This window comes from Natronotalea proteinilytica, from assembly GCF_055379935.1.
On the sequence record NZ_AP043947.1, the window covers coordinates 777,661 to 797,342 of the forward strand.

Consider the following 19,682-nt stretch of genomic DNA (forward strand, 5'->3'; position numbering starts at 1 on the left):
CTCAGAGTGGTTTTTGGGGGCACTTTTGCGTACATTGGTTTGTTAGGCAACTAACAGCCCTCTGCCTCTGATTGTGCGTTGCAGGGGGTTTTTCATTGTTACAACGAGTATCATACCCCTGGCAGCATGGAAGCAGACGACTCTCGCGTCATCCCTATCCAGATCGAGGAGGAGATGAAGTCCGCCTACATCGATTATTCGATGTCGGTGATTGTAAGCCGGGCGCTCCCCGATGTGCGCGATGGGCTTAAGCCCGTGCACCGCCGTGTGCTTTACGGCATGCACGAGCTGGGCCTTACGCAAGGATCGAATTACAAGAAGAGCGCCCGTATTGTGGGAGAGGTGCTGGGTAAGTACCACCCGCACGGCGACTCCTCAGTGTACGATACGCTGGTGCGTATGGCACAGCACTTTTCAATGCGCTATCCGCTGGTGGATGGCCAGGGCAACTTTGGCTCGGTTGATGGCGACTCAGCCGCAGCCATGCGTTATACCGAAGCCCGCATGGTGAAGATTGCCGAGCGCATGCTCGACGATCTCAACAAGGAAACGGTTGATACGCGCGAAAACTTCGACGGCACGCTCGAAGAGCCGACCGTACTACCTGCCGCGTTCCCAAACATGCTCGTAAACGGGGCCGATGGTATTGCGGTAGGAATGGCCACAAAGATTCCGCCCCACAACTTAGGCGAAGCCATCGATGCGGTGGTGGCCTACATCGACGACCCCGAGATTGACATCAGCGGGCTTATGCAGCACCTGCCTGCGCCCGATTTTCCCACGGGCGGCATCATCTACGGATATGCGGGGGTGCACGAAGCCTATCATACGGGCCGGGGCCGCGTTATTATGCGGGCCAAGATGCACGAGGAGGAGATCCGTAAAGGCCGTACGGCGCTGGTGATTACCGAAATTCCGTACCAGGTCAACAAGAGCACCCTCATTGAACGCATTGCCAAGCGCGTACGCAACGACCGCATCGAGGGCATCTCGGATCTGCGCGACGAAAGCGACCGCGACGGGATGCGCATTGTGGTGGAACTGAAGCAGGATGCGGTACCACTGGTGGTAAAAAACCAGCTCTACAAGCACTCGCGCCTGCAGGAGACGTTTGGCGTGAACATGGTGGCGCTTGTCAACGGGCGTCCCCGCGTGGTGAACCTGAAAGACGCGGTGCATCATTATGTGGAGCACCGCCACACCATCGTAGAGCGCCGCACCCGCTACGACCTAAAGAAGGCGCAGGCCCGAGCCCATGTGCTCGAAGGGTTGACGCGTGCGATGGACCAGCTGGATTCAGTGATTGCCATCATCCGCCACTCGCCCGACACCTCCGAAGCCCGCGAAAATCTGATTGCAGGACGCTATCCGGATACGCTCACCGAAGCCGATCTCGACGCGCTGGGCCTTCCGGCAGCCCATCCGGCTGAGCGCGAATCCGATACACCCATGGCAGAGCGCCTGCTCGACGACGACACGTTCGACGAGCGCGCCCGTCAGGATGCGCCCCACGCCTGGCTCACCGAAGACCAGGCCAATGCCATCTTGCGCCTGCGCTTGAGCCGCCTTACCGGACTCGAACGCGAGAAGATCGTGAACGAGTACCGCGACATCATGGCCAAGATCAAAGAACTGTACACCATCCTCGATGACCGCAGCGAGCGGATGGCCCTGATCCGCGAAGAGTTGCTGGAGGTCAAAGAAGCTTTTGACGATGAGCGCCGCACCGAAATCGATTACACCGGAGGCGGCGACATCATCATCGAAGACCTGATCGAACGCGAACACGTGGTGGTGACCGTAACCCATCAGGGACTCACCAAGCGCACCAGTGTAGATACGTATCGGTCGCAGGGACGCGGTGGCGTGGGACTGCGCGCCAGTGGCACCCGCGAAGACGATTACATCGAGCATCTGTTCGTGACGCACTCCCACGACATGCTCCTCTTCTTTACCGATCATGGCCAGTGCTACTGGCTCCGCGTCTTTGAAATCCCTGAAGGCAGTCGCACCGCCAAGGGCCGCTCAATCCGCAATCTTATCGAGATTGCCCCCGACGATCGGATTCGCGCCGTGCTCTCTGTTAGCAAGGAAGACTTCGAGGACGAGGACTTTCTGAACAACCACTATGTGCTGATGGCCACCCGCAAGGGGCAGGTCAAGAAAACCGTGTTGGAGGCGTTTAGTCGTCCACGCTCCAACGGCATCATCGCCATTTCAACTGATGAGGACGATGTGCTGCTGGAGGCCGCCCTTACCGCGGGAGACAACACCGTGGTGGTCGCCTCTTCGGGGGGACGCGCCGTGCATTTCCACGAAGACGATGTGCGTCCCACCGGACGCAACACGCAGGGCGTGCGGGGCATGACGCTGGACGAGGGGGAAACGCTCGTAGGCATGGTTTCAGTGGATCCTGGCCAGTCGCCCGATGTCTTCACGCTCTCTGCCAACGGCTACGGCAAACGCTCCGAACTCGATCGGTACCGTGTACAGGGGCGAGGCGGCAAGGGCCTCATCACCCTCAACAAAACCGACAAGACCGGGCCGCTATCGACAATCAAAGGGGTGAGCGATGCCCAAGATCTGATGGTCATCACGGAGAACGGCATTATGATTCGCACCAGCGTGGACGAGATTAGCACGATGGGCCGTAACACGCAGGGCGTTCGTGTCATCAACTTAAAGGATGATGATACCATTGCCGACGTAACGCGTGTGGCCCTTGATGATCTGGCCGATGCTGCTGAAGAGGAAGAAGCCGATGCGGATGCCTCTGATGAAGAAGAAGCCAGCGATGACAAGGCCCTGCCCCCGGCCCAATCGAACGGACAGGCCTGATGGTTTGACTGACTTTTTCCAGGTCAACGCTTCATTCCGATCCCTATATGCAAACGCCCCGCCCTTCACAATGAAGGCGCGGGGCGTTTTTTGTAACGGGAATTCGTTTCAGTAGATGATCTGGTAAGGGAGGCTACTGACTTATCGGACCAGCGATACCTTGCGCGTTTCGCTGAAGTCGTCGCCGGTAACCCGCACGAAGTACATGCCACTAGCCCACTGTTCTGCGGCTCCAATCTCGATCACCTGGGCCTGGTTGCCGTCGGCGCGCCGTTGGTCGCGGTATACGCGGCGGCCAATGGTATCATACACCTCAACCAGTACGTTCTGTGTATTCTGTGTGGTTAGGTCTAAACGGATGGGACCGCTTGTTGGATTGGGATACGCTCCGGTAAGGGCTGCGGTGTCATCCAGCGGAATCTCAACGTCAACCGCATCGCTAAACAGCACATCGTCATCCTCAGTGATGGAACGCACCCGATACTGGTAATCGCCTGCAGGCTGTAGACGCGAACGTAGGGTGGTCGCACTGACAGGCCCATCCATATCCGGCTTGACGTTCTCGATGCTAAAGACCGGCTCTTCGTCTTCACGGGGTTGTACCGCACGCTCCAGCTCGAATGTAAATCCACTTTCGCTTTGCAGATGTGCAGGAAGCTGCCAGCTCAGCGTCACATCACCGCGCCCCTGGTTCTCGCGGAGATCGATTTCAATGTCCTCTTCGGCAACAAATACATTTACTTCCCCATCGGCTGTAAACCCGCCTCGTGTTTCACCGTCACGCTCCCAACTCAACCGAAACACATGGTTCCCTAACTCCAAGTCACTGAACGTCTCATTATAAGCGCGTCCAGGCTGGGGCTGAATAGTTCGTCCTGTGTCGTCGAACCCATCTTCACCGTTGGCGTTTTCCGCAAAACAACGATCTCGGTCCTTAATCTCGCCGCCATTTTCAGCCACATCGTCATAGTAGGTGCAGCGTTCCAGGGTGTACGAGTCAATGTCATCGGCCTGCGAAGATTGAGTCCACTGAACGGTTACCTCATCGCGTGTGCTGGTGGTTACCGCAGCAAAGTCAAGCACCTCGGCGCCAATGAGTTCATCACAAGCCTGGGTGAGTGGCCAGCCCATGTCGGCTAGCAGTCCGCAAAAGATAGGGCCGGGGGTACGAGTCACCTCATTGAATCCGATTTGCGGACGCATGAGCGCATTTGGGTCGCCGCCGGGCGTGGTGTAAGTGTCTTGGTCGAAGTGAGCAATGCTCGATCCGGGTTGATAGCTGGATGGCGCATAGATTTTTGCGGGGACCGGGCCGGTGCTATTTTCAGCAGCCAAATCAGTGTTGGGTCCTTGCGCGAACAGCGCATCACTGGTTAGCGCATTTCCAAGATTGATTGAGGGATTCGGATACGTATCGCGATCAATGAGCTGGTTGAACGTGCCGGGGGTTGCCTCGTGTTGGAGCAGCACTTCAAGGACGCCCGGTATTTTGTCGTCCTCTGGGCGGTTTGGTCCTTGTCCAAGTCCCCAGTGCCCTTGTCCGCCAGACGCTACGCCCGTAAGATTGATGAAGTTAAGCCCGTGTCCAATCTCGTGCATGATCACCGTTGTAAAGTCAATTTCCGCTGGGCCGGGCGGTCCTTCTCCAAAGTGCCAATCTGTGCGGTTGCTGTTCACATTCACGATAATCTCCGGTTCGGTGGGCGATTGATTTTGCCCGGTCAGTGCATTGATGAGCGCATCGCCAAAAGCAACCTCCTGGCCATCTTCCAGCTCTACCGTGTAAAGGAAGCGAGGCCCAGCGGATGCAAGGACGCCCTGCCCTAGATCCTGAAACGAAGCATCAATCGTAATCGGTACGGATGAATCGATGTAGGTAGCCCAGATATCAGCCGCCCGCTGAAAGGCTTCTTGCGCTTCGTTGGTAAACCCCGAACCGTAATCGACATTGATTTCGGTTTGTTGTGACTTCGGGACTGCAGCCTTCGACTCAACAAACGTGTTCATATTAACCGGGTTGTTGTCGAGGTCGCACACGTCATCGTACGACATAACTTCCTCGAATGGGACCCGCTCTTTGATCACGAAGTCATCAGGCGCAGGGAAGGGGGCTTGCTGAGCCTGAACCGTAGGCCGACCAAATACAAACACGGCCATGAGTACAATGCCAATGACCCCGTAGCGAAACAGGGGGTGGGGGGGCGTCAACTGCATAGATTAAAAACCGTTATGATGGGCATAAACTACATCGAGCGTCTGTCGCTGCGTCATATACATGTGTCACACTACATGCGTCACATACAGCGGTGCAGCGAGATCTCTTACTGCATCACATCTTAAGTATAGCTTCCGGATACACAAACTGCAAAGAGAGGTTTTCCCGACCTGACTGTCTACACAGGCACGCGTAGCATTCAAGACCGACGGTAGTGCCGTGTCAGCCGGTTCAACATTGGCATCGCGAGGAGGGAGCCCTGCGACTGACGCTGCGCTGTGAGCGCTAGCGAACGAGTACTCCTGGGGTGCGATCTCATGCTGTTGATTGGGCGGCTGCATTCGGTCTGATAGCATGAGATTGCGTCGCTGCGCTCGCAATGACATGATTGTGGATTATTCTCGGTACGTTAAGGTGCCCGTGCGTGACCCGACGTTTGACACGGCAACAGCTTCTTTTTTCTTGTTTTGCTGGTATCAGGTTGGTATCATCAAACAGCCCCGCCTCTGCATAGTGAGGAGCGCGGGGCTGTCTAAGTCTCTCTTGAGGTCTTGACCTCGCTTGATGGAGCATGCAGAGTTGGTATTACCGCACACGCACAAACTGGCGATGCGTGCTAAAAGAGTCGCCCGTTACGCGCAGGAAATAGGTGCCACTGGAGAGCCCCAGGTCGTCGACCGAGAGCGAGAGCGGGGTTTCCGCGGCAACAGCGCCATCGTGTACGGTGGCCACGCGTTGCCCCAGTACGTTGTACACCGTGGCCGTTACGTCTTGAGCCTCGCGTACGGCAAGGTCAAACCGCGTGACGGAGGTGCTGGGGTTCGGATACGGAGACGACAGTTGATACGCCTCTTGCATGCCGATGTGAACGGTAAGCGGCGATTCGAGCGTTTCCGTGCCATCCACATCAATCTGACGGAGGCGAAACTCGTGCTCGCCGACCGATAGCTCGTCTGTCGTGAAGCTGTACGACTGCGGCTCATCGGTCGTGCCATAGCCTTCTACAAAGCCGAGCTCGCTAAACGTTGTGGCTTCCTCCTGTACAGGGCGATGCTCTACCATGAATCCGCTGTTGTCGGTTTCGGAGAGCGTATGCCAGTTCAATGCAACGGATTCGCCTTGCACCGTGGCGTTGAAGGACGCCAGCTCAACAGGCAACGCTCCGCTTACGCCATCAGTGGATGCCACCTCGGCACGGATAATCAGGTTGGTGCCGGTTCCCGACCAATTGTCTCCGTCGAGCACTTGCGAACGCCCCGAAGCGGTGCTTCCATTTTCGGCAGCGAGCACTATTTCATCAGAGGCTGTTTGCGGCTGCACAACGATGTGGTAGTCGGTGCCTTCGTTGACTGCCGCTTCCGCATCCATGAGGCTGATGTAATTCGGCCCAAACGGCGAAAGCATATCGGCATCTACTGTGACCGTCTGGCCAATCTGCTGGTCGGGCGAACCACCATCATCGGTCCAAATCTCCACCTCCAAGGGGTCGTTGAGGTTGTCCGTGCCATTGGCTCCAGGTGTGATGTAAGTACCTGTGGCGAATCCGTCAAACGAGGGCGTGAACCGAAGCGCGGCGGCATCACTTGTACCTCCTCCGACCGTCGTTGGAGCGTAGGCGTTGAAATCCCATGGCGCTTCGTACCAGAGCATCTCGCGCTCGCCGCTGCCCCCCAAGAGCGCAGACATGGCTTCAAGAACATTGGCCTTGCCCGATCCGAATGAGGTGTTTGGCGGCGTGCCCCAATTTTCTACTGCAGTATCGACCGTGGTATGATCCATCAAGAGATCCTTGACCTCGTTGCCGGTGAGTGTTGGAGCTTCTTGAAATAGCAACACTGCTGCTCCGGCCACTGCAGGAGCCGACATGCTGGTTCCTTGCGTGAGACGGTGTAAATCCCCTTCCATGACGACTGTGTTCGGGGGCTGAGGATTCATGTCTTGTGAATAGGCCGATGCCATCATTTGACCGGGCCCTGTTACATCGGGCTTTATGGAGCCATCGCGTAGTGGACCACGACTGCTGAACGCAGCGATGGCATCGCTATCATCAAAGTTACCACTTACCGCTCGTGCAGAGCCGTCGGTATCTGTCCAGCGCCAGCGGTGTACATGCGCCCCCACGGTGAGCGCACTGGCGGCTGTACCCGGCGATCCAATGGTGTAGGCGTTGTCGCCATTTACAAAAGCCGCGGAGGCGCCTGTTGATACGTCGAAGGTCCAGGCATGATAATCAAGACTTGCGCCCTCATTGTTGGTGATATCAATCGACCACATGCCTTCGGCTACATCATCGCCGCCATCATTGCTGAGCTGGATGATAATGGAGCGATCGTCATTTGGATTGTTGACTTCAGAGATCAGCCAGATGCGCCCATCTGGGGTGTCTGTCATATCGCTATCGCCGTCGTTGGCATCCAGGTCGAGCGTTGCCGTTTCATTTCCAGGGGTGGTGACAGTCACCTCCACCGCTGGTTCACCATCGAGCCAGGCGTTGATTCCGAAGCTGCTTCCAGAGGGGGCTTCGTCAACCTCCCAATCTTCAGAAGCGGTGCTGTTTCCATTGATCGTGCCAGACACATGCTGGCGTTGTGCGGGACTACCGGAATTTCCAGCGGATGTCACCGCTAACCGGCCCATGTCCGTTCCATTCGACGTAAACGCGTCGGTGATTTGTGCAAGGGCGCTTGTGCCGTCGTGGGGCCCAAAGCTAGTGCCCAGGCTCATATTGGCTACAACGGGCTGACTTTCCTCATCAGACAAGATGCCGCAATAGGAAAGTGCGTCGGCTACATTGGCACCTGAGAAGCCTCCGTCTCCCGCTTTTACGACGATCAGGTCCGACTGTGGGGCAATGCCAACATGACGGGGAGCATTGGTTTCCCCAGCCTCCAACAGGGCGCGTCCGTTTCCGGCCATGGTGCCAGCTACGTGCGTGCCATGACCATCGATATCTTCCTGATTAACGCCTCCGCCATCAATGTCTGATGCGGTGTATTCCGTTCCGTGGTCAAGCCCACTGAACGCGGCGTCGCGGTCTTCCGGACTGGGCCCGGTGTTGTCGGTTTGATCCCACAAGTACTGGATGCGCGTATCTCCATTTGCGTCCTTAAAGTCGTCATGATTGACATCAATACCGGAGTCAATGACACATGAAAGCATCCCTTGGCCTTGATATTCGGTGTTGTTAATGGCCCCCTCGTGAAGCGGAACTGCACCCATGTCGCCCGCGGCCTCATCGTTGTGGGGTTCAAGAACAGCAGGCACGGTAACCCGCGTTACGCCTTCCATCGAAGAAAGCGTTTGCAGATCACCAAGACGGGCTCGCACCGTAGCGATTTCTCCTTGATGCGACTGCACGGCAATGCCTTCGCGGCGCAGACGCTCTGGATCATCGGTTTGTACAAAGGCGCGATAGGCAATGGTACCATCAGCTAAGGATACCTGGGCACGCTGCAGCATGGGTGGAACTGAAACCGTGCCGGTTTGCAGTGCTTGAGGATCTTGCTGGAGCAGATATTCAAATTGTTGGTCGAGCACTTGCTGAGCGTGCGCAGGAAGCACAGCACTTCCCCACATAAAAAGCCCGGCAAGCAAAAGAATCGTAACACGATATAGCATAGCAGTCTAGTTCGTTGTGGTCTTTATAGCTTAGTGCGGCTCGTGGGGACGTGCATGCGTGATGCGCTTCACCGCTTCCATTTGCACGGCAGTGTGGATTTCTTCACGCGTCCATCGTGCCGTGGCAATACCTCCTTGTACAGATCCAAGCGTAAGATCGGCGGCACGTAGGGCATCGGGGTCGGAGGTGTGCACGAGCACCGCATAGACGGTCAGGGTGTCGTCACGAAGGTGTGTTTGGAAGGTACCTGCGGGCACTGGTTCGCCAGCAAGCAATCGCTGTAGCGAGTTGGTTAGCTTACGCGCATCCTCCTTCGACATAGAAAGCGCTTCCATAGTGTCGGGAGCAGCGATTTGCGAGGAATCTGAATGTGTGGAGGTCACCTCAGACGCAGGAGATTCTGTGCTCGTACAGCCTGCACTTGCCAAATAGGCCAGAGTGTACACAAGCACACCAATGCAGCCCATCCATCGCCCTATCGCGTGGTTATGTGCCATCCACTTGTTCATGGGTTTCCCCCTGCAAATCAAACCACCTAAACACCCTACTCAAAATAGACAAAACCTTAGTGCCACATGCAAGTGCATTAGAAAAAAAGATGTGGAGAGAAAGGGCTCGAACAAAACGAGATGCGACTTGCCATTTGTGATGAGATACAAGTTACGTGATTCCATAGCTATCCTCTGTGTTGTAGCAGAGAACCGCGTGCATCTCCAGAAACAGAAAAACGCCCCGACCCCCAATTGGGTCAGGGCGCAGGTTTTGCTGAACCGGATGTCAACGATTGCGGTCAACTGGCGGCTTCATAAAGCGCAGCATCCATCTTCTCGATCCCCTCGTCAATCTCTTTGGGGGTGATGGTGAGTGGCGAGCGGAAGCGGATTGCTGCATCTCCACAGCCCAAAATGATAACGCCGTTTTCGAAGCACGCCTCTAGCACCGCGTCGCGATGTGCTTTCGTGGGCAGGTCAAATGCGCACATCAGCCCTTTGCCACGTACGTTGGTCACGGCATCGTGCGTATCGGCTAACTCGTGGAGCCGGTTTTGTAGGTGCGTGCCAGCGTCGGCAGCATGCGCTACGAGGTTGTCCTCTTCAATGATTTCGAGGATGCGGTCGAAGCGCACCATGTCAACGAGGTTACCGCCCCAGGTGGAGTTGATGCGGCTGGTTGTTTCGAAGACATGGCCATCGACCTCGTCGAGCTTGCGTCCGGCCAAGATGCCGCAGACCTGCGTTTTCTTGCCGAACGCCATGATATCAGGGGCTACGCCCAGCGCCTGGTGAGCCCAGAACTTACCGGTAATGCCCACCCCGCTCTGCACCTCGTCAAAGATAAGCAGGGCATCGTTTTCGTGAACCAGCGCTTTTAGATCCCGCAGGAAGGACGTTCGGAAGTGGTTATCGCCGCCCTCGCCCTGAATCGGCTCCATGATAAATGCCGCAATTTCATCGGGGTGCTCATGAAACGCCCGCTTGGCTTGCTGCAGGGCCTGCTGCTCTCTTTTGTGGAGACGTTCCTCTTCCGCTTCGTCGATAGGGAAGTGAATGTTCGGGTTGCTGATGCGGGGCCAGTCGAATTTCGGAAAGTACATCGTTTTCCGCGGATCCGACGTGTTCGTGAGTGAGAGCGTGTAGCCGCTGCGTCCGTGAAAGGCTTGATCCATGTGCAAGACTTTGTGCCCAACCTCACGCCGGTACCCTTTCTGGAAGTTTTTGCGCACCTTCCAGTCGAAGGCGGCCTTGAGCGCATTCTCAACCGCAAGGGCTCCACCCGAGATGAAAAAAGTGTACGGAAGATACGGCGGAATGCCCACGCGGCTGAACGTATCCACAAAACGCCCCATGTGGGCGGTCATGACGTCGGAGTTAGTAATCTTGTTGAGCGCGGCATCCATGATGCGTGACCGGAACGCCTCGTCGTTGGCAAGCTTCGGATGGTTCATTCCGAGCGGGCTGGACGCATAAAAGCCAAACAGGTCGATGTAGGTGCGGCCTGTGGTTTCGTCGTGGAGGCGCACGCCCTGGCTTTCGTCCATGTCAAGCACCATGGGCATCATGCCTTTGGTAAGCATATGCTTTGAAAGCACCTCGCGTACATTTTCGGCACGCATTGAATCAGCTGCCGTTGCTGCGTCTGCTTGTGTCATGTGAGAAGATACTTGGTCAATAAAAACAAGAAGGATGCTGGCCCACAGGGGCAGCAGGGGACATGTTATAGAGGAACGCCCCATCGGATGTATCGTTACGTGTGAAGCAGCAATTCTTTCCGCTGCTTTGCTGTGCGGTGTACAAGACGCCGCTTATCGAGAGCTACGTACAACGGCCCCAACGCATGTCTGACTCCAGCAACAAAACGTCCCCTAAAACGCCGGGCAACCTCAATCTGGGTACCGTCGAAAAGGAACCGCTTTCCGCCTCAGGCGATGGCGATCCGGGTTTTTTCGAGCTTCCTGTGGTCGAAGATACAAATAAGAACAAACAAGGCAAACGTCCGGAGTGGCTGCGTGTGAAGCTGCCGCAGGGAGAGACGTTCAAAAAGGTGCGCAGCATTATCGATGAGCATGACCTGCACACGGTGTGCGAAAGTGCCAATTGCCCTAACATGGGTGAGTGCTGGAGTGCTGGCACCGCCACATTCATGATTCTGGGCAACATTTGCACGCGCTCATGCGGCTTTTGCGCCATCAAAACGGGGCGTCCGCAAGACGGACTCGACTGGGATGAGCCGCGCCGCGTGGCGGAGGCCGCTGACCTCATGGGGGTGCAGCATGCGGTAGTAACCAGCGTAAACCGTGACGAGCGCGAAGACGGCGGTGCACCTATCTTTGCGGCCACCATCGAGCGACTGCACGATCTGGGTTGCACGGTAGAGGTGCTTACGCCCGACTTCCGCGGTATTCGCGAAGCCTGCCAGACTGTGTTTGATGCACGTCCTGACATCTTCAATCATAACATGGAGACGGTGCCCCGGCTGTACCGGCGTGTCCGTCCGCAAGCCGACTACCAGCGCTCGCTTGACGTGCTCGAATGGGCTAAAGAAGATGGGCTGCGTACCAAAAGTGGCATTATGGTTGGCCTGGGCGAGAAGCCCGAAGAGGTGCTCGAACTCATGGACGACTTCGTCGAGATCGGGCTCGATGTGATGACCATTGGGCAGTACATGCAGCCTACCAAGATGCACCTTCCGGTTGAGGACTGGGTTGAGCCTGAAACTTTTGCCTGGTACAAAGAGGTGGGCGAGGCGAAAGGCATTGAGCACGTTGAAAGCAGCCCACTCACCCGGTCGTCGTATCACGCTGAAAAGCACGTGTAACCTTTTCTAACTGGCCGTCTTGTCATGCCTGCAACGGCCCCACCGGTCTCAAAACCGACGCCGCTCCGCTTTACGGTGAGTGACTATCACCGGATGGCGGAGGCGGGGGTGCTTGGCGCAGATCGACATATCGAACTCATAGACGGCCACCTTTACGAAATGTCGCCGATTGGAAGCCAGCACGCGGCGTGCGTAGACCGCCTCACGCGTCTTTTTGTGCGTGCTGTTGATGACCACGCCATCGTTCGTGTGCAAAATCCGATTATACTACCGCCCAACTCAGAACCGGAGCCGGATGTCGCTCTGCTTCGACCGCGCGATGACGGATATGCATCCCGCCATCCACGTGCGAAAGATGTGCTCCTTGTCGTAGAGGTAGCCGACTCGTCGCTCACATTCGATCAGGAGGTGAAGGTACCAATGTATGCACACGCGAGCATCCCTCAGGTATGGGTCGTAGCGCTTGATGAGGATTGCGTACATACATATCGTGATCCGGATGGAGGGGCCTACATGAGCCAACACACGTACACGCACGAAGAGACCGTATCTCTACCCAATAGTGTTGACGCTCCGCCGCTCCCTGTAGCAGCGATTCTGGGAGCTTAAGCGCTGTGCTGCCGTCCTTCACCAAACATCGCCGGTTGATTCATCTTGAATCAACACCGGTCCACTTGGCACGTCCGTATCGGAAACGTATTCTTCATGGCTGTTGCAATGATTGAAACAGCTTTTTTATCGTTATCCTAACGTTTCCCGATATTCCTTATGGCTACCGAACGCACCCTTGCAATTCTCAAACCCGACTGCGTCCGTAAAGAACTCATTGGCACCGTGCTAGCCCGCATTCAAGAGGCTGGGTTTGCTGTGCAGGCCCTAAAAATGGTCACGTTGAGCAAGTCCGAGGCCGAAGGCTTTTACGCCGTACACAAAGGCAAGCCGTTTTTTGATGACCTGACCGACTTCATGTCAAGCGGTCCGTGCGTACCTGTCGTGCTGGAGAAAGAAAATGCAATCGCTGACTTTCGTGCACTCATCGGCGCAACCAATCCGGATGAGGCTGACGAGGGAACCATTCGTGCCGACTTTGCAGATTCCATCTCGCAAAACATCGTGCACGGCTCCGATTCGGTAGAGAACGGATTGAAAGAGGCCTCCTACTTTTTCCCGGAGCATGAGATTGTGGCCAACCAGGGTGCGTAGTACTCCGTCACAGGTCAATCTTCGGGTTGCACCCCCCATTTAAATGTTGTCATCTTGAGCGGAGCGGATCCGCCTAGGAGACGCAGAGTCCTGACACGAGCGAAGCGACTGATGAGCGTAGCGAATAAAGATCTCCCCCGAAATGAGTAGGGCCGCTCGATCGATCAGAGCCTGCTGAGCGTCGGGGAGATGGTTCGGCTGCGCTCACCATGACAGGTTTTTTGGAGGGGGGTGGGGCACAGAGTTTAGCACGGTTCCCGTACCCAAACGATCACGTGTGACAGAGAAGTAGTACGGTGTCAACCTTGAATGGTATCGTCCGAAGCTGTCATCGCGAGGAGGGAGCCCTGCGACTGACGTGGCGATCTCATGCCGTTGATTGGGCGGCTACATCCGGTCTGGCAGCAATGAGATTGCACCCCAGGAGCACTTCCTCCCTGCGGTCGGGGCGCTTCGCTCCGCTCGCAATGACAAGGACGTGAGTTAGTTTGGGTACGTTCGAAGATTGATCTGTGACACTGCACTACGATTGGGGCGAGGTAGGCTCGGAGGCATCGTGATTGGTGCTGGGCTCCCAAAGCAGGGCATAGATGATTTCGACATAGCCCCCGACAAGCAAGAGAGGGCCAACGTACAATGAAAGAACCCCTTCAAGGGCACCTTCCATATACATTAGCGTAAATCCAAGAACGATGCAGGCAATCCCAACCAGCAACAGCACGTAGTTGGTGCGCCGCAGCACAGGAGTTTGAGATCCGCGGCGACGTGAGGAGGATGTGCGGCGGCGAGAGCGCGTGGAGCGGCGAGCCATACGAAACGTTTGGCAATCCGAGTGAACAGCGAGTACATCGGCCCAACCTTTGCACCTGCTGTACAGTTCCACACAGCACGCTTGGCATGGTGCGTTGTGTCTGCGGGTCTTTTTTATTCGTCATTCTGTACGTTCATGTCATCTCGGGTTTTGATTCGACGCCTACTAGCTCTGTTCTTTTTGCTGGCGAGTTCACTAATTGCTGTACCGTTCGCCTCGGCCCAGTCGGTTTCCAAAGACGCAGAATCGCTACAACGCGACATTGATGCGCTCCTTTCGGATCGATGGTCTAGTCAGCCTGCGTTTTGGGGGGTACATGTGCTGGATGTGGAAAGCGGCGAATCGCTCTACAGCTACCAGGCCGACCATGCGTTTATTCCGGCCTCCAATCAGAAACTGTTCACGACCAGCGTTGCGCTTGACCAACTGGGCAGTTCGTATCGCTATGAAACCGAACTGCACTTCAACGGCACAACAGAAGGCGGTGTGATGCGTGGTGATCTTACGCTACGCGGTTCAGGCGACCCTACGTTTGGAAGTACCGAAGTCCGTCAGGCCGATCCGCTTAAGGCCTGGGCCGAGCAGTTGGCCGAGCAGGGGGTAGAGCGTATCGAAGGGCGCCTTATCGGCGATGGGCGTCGCTTCGACGGGGTCAACTACCCTGATAGCTGGGACGTAGGCTATATCACACGGCAAGCCAGTCGCTATATTGGCACAGCGAGTGGGGCGCTTTCGTATGGCGATAATGTGGTGGCGCTACGCATCAACGCCACCCAACCGGGACAGCCCCCCACGATCCGCCCGTACCCTACGGATGCGCTGCGTATCAAAAACAACGCCACGACGAGTAGCCGGTGGCGCGGAAACGCGCTTCAAATGGATCGCTCTTTTAACGCGAACGACCTTCGACTGCACGGGTCCGTGGCCCGATCGTACAATGGCACAGTAAATGTACCCGTTACTGCACCCACCGATTTTACGACTCGGAGTTTTGAGCTTGCCCTTGAAGACGCTGGCATCGAACTTGATCTAACCCGCGTGCAAGCCGATACGCTTGACACCGTCCCCGATCGCGGCGATCTGCTTTTTGTAGCGTTGTCGCCGCCATTGCAAGAGATCCTGTCGATCATCAACAAACGCTCCAACAACTTTTACGCCGAGCAAGTGATGCGCACCATCGGCTGGGGCGGATCGATTCGAGGAGGCACCGAGCGCATCGAACAGTTTGTTCGGCGAGCTAACATTTCGGGGACGGTAGATGTGTACGACGGATCGGGCCTTTCGCGGCGTAACCTGGTATCTCCACGGGCCTTAACAGAGCTGCTCCGGTATATGGATAGCCACAGCGAAGCCGAGGCGTTTCATGCTTCGCTTCCGCATGCTGGCGAACGCAACACGACGTTGGAGTACCGGCTCTCTCGTGAACCGGTGCGTGCCAAGACCGGATCGCTTCGCAACGTTCGCTCGCTTGCAGGATATGCCGAACGTCCCGATGGCTCACGGGTCGCGTTCGCACTTATTGCCAACAACTATTCCGGAAACGCGTACCGTGTGCGGGAAACGATGGACGACATTGTCCGCCTCATTACCGGCAGTTCGTCTCCGTAATCCTGTTCACTGAATAGCCTCCACGTCATGTCTACGCCTGTCCGTTACGCTCTTCTTGGCGGAGGCGCTGTGCTCGTGCAGTGGCTTCTGCTGCAGCACCTTACGTTGTGGGGCGCTGCGCCCGATGCCGTACTGCTTGCTCTGGCCTGGATTGCGCTTCAGGTAGACCGGCGCATGGGCAGTCTCATTGGGGTTGGGCTGGGGCTGGCCCTTGACATCGTCTATGGCACCTGGGGACTGCACATGTTCGTCAAAACATTGATCGGGTTTGTGTTGGGATCCGTCACCATCAGCGACGACCGCGGCGCCCTTCTGATTGAACCTCTCCAAGCCTTTCTAGGTGGACTTGTACTGGCGCTCCTCCACAATGGCGTTCTTGTACTTCTTCTTGCTCTCCAGGCTCAGACGACCAACACCTTTCTGGTAACCAGCGTTTGGCTGGGTAGTGCTGTGTACACAGCCGCTCTGGCTGTTCTTGCTGCTCGGCTTTACAACGAGGCGATTTCGCGGTAGCCTGTGTGTTCCATCGTGTCTCTCTACAGCAGCGGCAGATGCGGGGCAAAGGCATCCAGCACGCGGCGGCGCGTGGCCGATTCGGGCGGCAGCGGCTCCATCGGAAGACGCACATGCTCATGCATCTGAGTGGTAGCTGCCAGCACCGTTTTTACAGGTACCGGATTCGTAGCGTGGAAGCACGCACGCATCGCATCCAACAGTTCAAAATGCTTTTTTTGCGCTGTGGCAATGTCGCCTACCAGCGCCGCCCGTGTGAGGGCACTGAAGGCAGCAGGCAGCACGTTGCTAATGACCGATACCACGCCATCTCCGCCAAGTAGAGTCACCGGCAGTGTCATCTCGTCGTCGCCTGCGTACACGGCAAACTTATCGGGGCGATGCGCCAAAATGTCTGTGATTTGCGCAAGATCGCCAGAGGCCTCTTTCATGCCCACCACCTGCGGGACTTCAGCCGCCAGGCGGAGTGTCGTTTCGGCTGTGATGTTAAAGCTGGTACGCCCCGGCACGTTGTAGAGCACAATGGGCAGGTCCGACGCGTCGGCAATGGCGGCGGTGTGGGCCACGAAGTTATCTTGCGATGGCTTATTGTAGTAAGGCCCCACGACCAGTAGACCGTCGGCACCCGCCTGCTCGGCTTCTTTTGAGAAGCGAATGCTCTGTGCGGTGTTGTTTGTGCCGGTGCCTACGATAATCGGCACGCGCCCGTCGGTAGTGTCTACAGCCCAATCAACTAGCTGGCGGCGTTCGTTGTCGGTGACGGTGGGATTCTCTCCGGTGGTGCCTAAGACCACCAGGGCCGCTACACCTCCGTCAATCTGTGCTTCGATGAGCGCACGAAAAGCCGATTCGTCGAGGTCGTTGTCGGGCGTGAAGGGGGTAACGAGAGCAGGCGCCGATCCGCGAAAGAGCATAGAGGTTGACATAGGGAGCAGGAGCGTTGATGAGCAGAAAAAGTGAGGACAAACGAGCAGAGCAGTCGCTTTTACGCGGCATGCTGTGCATCCATTAAGTAAATCAGCAAAAATACATTTGCACCTTGTCATCGCGAGGAGGGAGCTTGCGACCGACGCGGCGCTGTGAGCACTAGCGAACAAGTACTCCTGGGGTGCGATCTCATGCGCCCGTTAGAGCGGTTTATTCTGCTTGGAAGGTACAAGATTGCCGCGTCGCTGGCGCTCCTCGCAATGACATACTCGAAGATTTTTTCTGGGCCTACTTAGAACCTGCTTTGATTTCTTAATTTGGGCTCCGAGCGGCGGCGCTGGACTGCAAATTGCCCCCGATGTCGGCCCGTAGCCCCGGCTACGAACCTCCATCGTGGTCCAATTTTCGCCTCAGCGGCGCTCGCTCTCGCCTGCAAACCAAAACCCAAACAGGCTCTTAAAACGTTAGTCGTTTAGCAGGTGGTCGAGCATGTCGTCGAGCGTGAAAAGTCCGGTGCGTCCAGGCAACCATTCGGCAGCAGCAAGGGCGCCGGCGGCGAATCCGGTGCGCCCCTTGGCTTCGTGCGAGAGGCGCAGCTGATCATGCGGACTGTCGAAGGCAACGGTATGCTCCCCAAACACCGACCCGGCGCGTGTGGATGAGACGTGCAGCGCCTCGGGATCGATCCGGTCGTGTTGCGTTTCGGCGTCAATGTGGGTTTTTCGTTGCAACGCATCGCGCACCACCTCGCCCAGCATCTGCGCGGTGCCGCTGGGGCTGTCCACTTTCTTGCGATGATGCACCTCATGCACGAAGGCATCGTAATCGGGCAGCGCATCCATCAGCGTAGCGGCTTTTTGCACAGCCCGCCGCAGCACGGCTACGCCAACTGAAAAGTTGGGCGCATACAGGAGGGCTGCGTCGTGTGTATCAACCAGGGCCTGCACCTCGGCCAACGCATCGTACCAACCAGTCGTGCCCACGACAGCTGGCACGCCTACCGTGCAGTATCGCTCAATGTGATCAAGGGCAAGCGAGGGCAGCGAGAAGTCGATCACGACATCGGCATTCGTAAGCGGTTCCGGATTGGCATCGAGCAGCGGGTGGTCGGCATCGTACGTCGCAATGAGTGTGTGTCCGGCGGCGCGCGCCTGGTCGGCAACGATAGATCCCGTCTGTCCAGTTCCCACAAGGGCAATGGTCATCATAAGGTGGGATGTGTTAAAAGAGAATACGCTGCAAGGATACGGATGCGCTACGACTGCGCTTCTTTGTGTGGGCTGGGTGGCGCGAAATTATCGTCAAAGATGGCTTCGGTAAGCATGTGTCCTGAGACCTCAGCAAGGGCACGGATGTGGTCGGCTCCGGCGCGCCGTAGGTTTTCGACCATATCAGAGCTATCGACCCGTGCTGCAATCGTAATGCTTGGATTCAAGTTGCGGGCGACCAATGCCGCAAACGTAGCTGTCGTGTCATCGCCCACCGTGATGATAAACGCCTCGGCCTGCTGAAGTCCGGTTTCCTGCAGAACCTCGGGCTTTCGCGCATCTCCCACATAGTCAACGTTGGGACCTTTAACGCTATCGAGCACCACAACTGATTCAACGTGATCACGAAGCGCTTCGTGGGCTGATTGACCGGCTTCTCCAAATCCAGCGATGACAACGGTTGCAGTTGGAGCGCTTTCAGAACGAATGAGCGTCCCTAACTCATTTCCTACCAGTTGGCGTGGCGATAAGATGGTAGTCGCGCCGGCTGCACGATGGTAGCGCGCCAGCGACAGGTCTTTGATGAATGTAATGACCGTGCATTCGGAATGGGCTTCACGGGCAGCCAACACGATGCTCGCGTTCACGTCGTCGGCCACATCAACAACGAGCGCTCGTGCTGTTGCAATGTGCGTCCGGTGTAGGGCAGCTACCGATTCTCCGGAGCCATGGATCGTTGTATATCCCTCGTCATGAAGGGTGTTGGCGCATTCTTTTTCCGACTCCAGGACGATGTATGAATGTCCGGCCTCTTCAAGATCATCAATAAGCACTGATGTGCGCTCAGTAAATCCACATACCACTACGTGTCCTTGAACGTCAGGATGCGTACGGGGAGCCGTAGGGCGCAAGGTGTCGCGAAGCCAGGGCACGATAAAAATGTCAACCGCGCTAAGGATAAACCCGATCCCTGTGAGCTGCATGGCGATCATGAGCAGCGACATCTTCAGGGTCTCCCACGGGGCATCCTGTCCGTATCCGGTGGTCGTGAACGACTGTACAACCACCTCAAGGGCATGGTACCAGGGGCGGGGACGGTCTTCGAGCACAGCCATGCCTATGCTGTAGAGGAGGGTGAACCCGAGTGTTGCTCCTGCAAGAGCAACGATGTAGTATAACGCTCGGCGTGCCAGAGGGGTCATAACGGTAGGGGGATACGGAAAGCTGTTTCGCTACAAGAAACGAATGTGCCCCATTGTTGACAAGTACAGGATGAGTTGCCGCTGTCGGTCAAAGTTCAGCATGGAGGCCTTGCAGGGGCGCTTTTGTGTTGGCCTTGGTTATTCGTGCATGTTAGATTCATGTACTCCACTGAACACCGCTTCCTTGCTCTCGGTACAGCTAAACTGTTTTCAGGCTCACGCT

At 56.5% G+C, this 19,682-nt stretch carries 14 protein-coding genes; 6 read left to right on the forward strand and 8 right to left on the reverse strand.

Annotated features, from left to right (window positions below; translation table 11 throughout):
- Window positions 1–126: 126 nt before the first annotated feature.
- Window positions 127–2,838, forward strand: coding sequence for a DNA gyrase subunit A (gene gyrA, locus ACZ5AL_RS03360; RefSeq protein ID WP_464512174.1), 2,712 nt, complete (start codon window positions 127–129; stop codon window positions 2,836–2,838).
- Between the two features lie 141 nt (window positions 2,839–2,979).
- Here gyrA and ACZ5AL_RS03365 read toward each other — a convergent pair whose 3' ends face one another.
- From ACZ5AL_RS03365 to lat, 4 genes are all read right to left on the reverse strand, one after another.
- A complete protein-coding gene (locus ACZ5AL_RS03365) occupies window positions 2,980–5,052 on the reverse strand; it encodes a T9SS type A sorting domain-containing protein (protein WP_464512175.1) in 2,073 nt (690 codons plus the stop codon).
- 586 nt (window positions 5,053–5,638) lie between these two features.
- Window positions 5,639–8,671 carry a S8/S53 family peptidase gene (locus ACZ5AL_RS03370; RefSeq protein WP_464512177.1) on the reverse strand — a complete coding sequence of 1,011 codons (3,033 nt, stop codon included), beginning with the start codon at window positions 8,669–8,671 and terminating at the stop codon, window positions 5,639–5,641.
- Window positions 8,672–8,701: 30 nt separating this feature from the next.
- Window positions 8,702–9,007: a hypothetical protein gene (locus ACZ5AL_RS03375; RefSeq protein WP_464512178.1), complete on the reverse strand. Its 306-nt coding sequence runs from the start codon at window positions 9,005–9,007 to the stop codon at window positions 8,702–8,704.
- Window positions 9,008–9,462: 455 nt separating this feature from the next.
- A complete protein-coding gene (lat, locus tag ACZ5AL_RS03380; protein WP_464512179.1) occupies window positions 9,463–10,821 on the reverse strand; it encodes an L-lysine 6-transaminase in 1,359 nt (452 codons plus the stop codon).
- A 185-nt stretch (window positions 10,822–11,006) separates the two neighbouring features.
- Here lat and lipA point away from each other — a divergent pair, with 185 nt between their 5' ends.
- The 3 genes from lipA to ndk all read left to right on the forward strand — a co-directional run bounded on the left by lipA (window position 11,007) and on the right by ndk (window position 13,190).
- Window positions 11,007–11,987 carry a lipoyl synthase gene (gene lipA, locus ACZ5AL_RS03385; protein WP_464512180.1) on the forward strand — a complete coding sequence of 327 codons (981 nt, stop codon included), beginning with the start codon at window positions 11,007–11,009 and terminating at the stop codon, window positions 11,985–11,987.
- A 24-nt stretch (window positions 11,988–12,011) separates the two neighbouring features.
- Complete coding sequence (locus ACZ5AL_RS03390) at window positions 12,012–12,596, forward strand: Uma2 family endonuclease (protein WP_464512181.1); 585 nt, start codon at window positions 12,012–12,014, stop codon at window positions 12,594–12,596.
- A gap of 159 nt (window positions 12,597–12,755) precedes the next feature.
- The gene (gene ndk, locus ACZ5AL_RS03395) at window positions 12,756–13,190 is read left to right on the forward strand and encodes a nucleoside-diphosphate kinase (protein ID WP_464512182.1); all 435 of its coding nucleotides are present in this window, start codon (window positions 12,756–12,758) and stop codon (window positions 13,188–13,190) included.
- A 523-nt stretch (window positions 13,191–13,713) separates the two neighbouring features.
- Here ndk and ACZ5AL_RS03400 read toward each other — a convergent pair.
- Window positions 13,714–14,001 (reverse strand): DUF3098 domain-containing protein, encoded by a 288-nt coding sequence (locus ACZ5AL_RS03400; protein ID WP_464512184.1) that lies wholly within the window; start codon window positions 13,999–14,001, stop codon window positions 13,714–13,716.
- A 135-nt stretch (window positions 14,002–14,136) separates the two neighbouring features.
- Between ACZ5AL_RS03400 and dacB the strand changes: the two genes are divergently transcribed.
- A complete protein-coding gene (gene dacB / locus ACZ5AL_RS03405; RefSeq protein ID WP_464512185.1) occupies window positions 14,137–15,609 on the forward strand; it encodes a D-alanyl-D-alanine carboxypeptidase/D-alanyl-D-alanine endopeptidase in 1,473 nt (490 codons plus the stop codon).
- A gap of 27 nt (window positions 15,610–15,636) precedes the next feature.
- The gene (mreD, locus tag ACZ5AL_RS03410) at window positions 15,637–16,122 is read left to right on the forward strand and encodes a rod shape-determining protein MreD (RefSeq protein ID WP_464512186.1); all 486 of its coding nucleotides are present in this window, start codon (window positions 15,637–15,639) and stop codon (window positions 16,120–16,122) included.
- Window positions 16,123–16,145: 23 nt separating this feature from the next.
- On the opposite strand, the gene dapA is transcribed toward mreD, so the two are convergent.
- From dapA to ACZ5AL_RS03425, 3 genes are all read right to left on the reverse strand, one after another.
- Window positions 16,146–17,048, reverse strand: a complete 903-nt coding sequence (gene dapA, locus ACZ5AL_RS03415) for a 4-hydroxy-tetrahydrodipicolinate synthase (RefSeq protein ID WP_464512187.1) — start codon at window positions 17,046–17,048, stop codon at window positions 16,146–16,148.
- Between the two features lie 465 nt (window positions 17,049–17,513).
- Window positions 17,514–18,257: a 4-hydroxy-tetrahydrodipicolinate reductase gene (dapB, locus tag ACZ5AL_RS03420; protein ID WP_464512188.1), complete on the reverse strand. Its 744-nt coding sequence runs from the start codon at window positions 18,255–18,257 to the stop codon at window positions 17,514–17,516.
- 47 nt (window positions 18,258–18,304) lie between these two features.
- Window positions 18,305–19,459, reverse strand: coding sequence for an NAD-binding protein (locus tag ACZ5AL_RS03425; protein WP_464512189.1), 1,155 nt, complete (start codon window positions 19,457–19,459; stop codon window positions 18,305–18,307).
- Window positions 19,460–19,682 lie beyond the last annotated feature (223 nt).

What these genes read in the sequence shown, in the direction of transcription:
- lipA (WP_464512180.1), top strand. Translation starts at nt 11,007, where the DNA reads ATGTCTGACTCCAGCAACAAAACGTCCCCTAAAACGCCGGGCAACCTC.
- dacB (WP_464512185.1), top strand. Translation starts at nt 14,137, where the DNA reads ATGTCATCTCGGGTTTTGATTCGACGCCTACTAGCTCTGTTCTTTTTG.
- ACZ5AL_RS03370 (WP_464512177.1), bottom strand. Translation starts at nt 8,671, where the DNA reads ATGCTATATCGTGTTACGATTCTTTTGCTTGCCGGGCTTTTTATGTGG.
- ACZ5AL_RS03400 (WP_464512184.1), bottom strand. Translation starts at nt 14,001, where the DNA reads ATGGCTCGCCGCTCCACGCGCTCTCGCCGCCGCACATCCTCCTCACGT.
- ACZ5AL_RS03365 (WP_464512175.1), bottom strand. Translation starts at nt 5,052, where the DNA reads ATGCAGTTGACGCCCCCCCACCCCCTGTTTCGCTACGGGGTCATTGGC.
- dapB (WP_464512188.1), bottom strand. Translation starts at nt 18,257, where the DNA reads ATGATGACCATTGCCCTTGTGGGAACTGGACAGACGGGATCTATCGTT.
- ACZ5AL_RS03425 (WP_464512189.1), bottom strand. Translation starts at nt 19,459, where the DNA reads ATGACCCCTCTGGCACGCCGAGCGTTATACTACATCGTTGCTCTTGCA.
- ACZ5AL_RS03390 (WP_464512181.1), top strand. Translation starts at nt 12,012, where the DNA reads ATGCCTGCAACGGCCCCACCGGTCTCAAAACCGACGCCGCTCCGCTTT.
- mreD (WP_464512186.1), top strand. Translation starts at nt 15,637, where the DNA reads ATGTCTACGCCTGTCCGTTACGCTCTTCTTGGCGGAGGCGCTGTGCTC.
- ACZ5AL_RS03375 (WP_464512178.1), bottom strand. Translation starts at nt 9,007, where the DNA reads ATGGAAGCGCTTTCTATGTCGAAGGAGGATGCGCGTAAGCTAACCAAC.
- gyrA (WP_464512174.1), top strand. Translation starts at nt 127, where the DNA reads ATGGAAGCAGACGACTCTCGCGTCATCCCTATCCAGATCGAGGAGGAG.
- ndk (WP_464512182.1), top strand. Translation starts at nt 12,756, where the DNA reads ATGGCTACCGAACGCACCCTTGCAATTCTCAAACCCGACTGCGTCCGT.
- lat (WP_464512179.1), bottom strand. Translation starts at nt 10,821, where the DNA reads ATGACACAAGCAGACGCAGCAACGGCAGCTGATTCAATGCGTGCCGAA.
- dapA (WP_464512187.1), bottom strand. Translation starts at nt 17,048, where the DNA reads ATGTCAACCTCTATGCTCTTTCGCGGATCGGCGCCTGCTCTCGTTACC.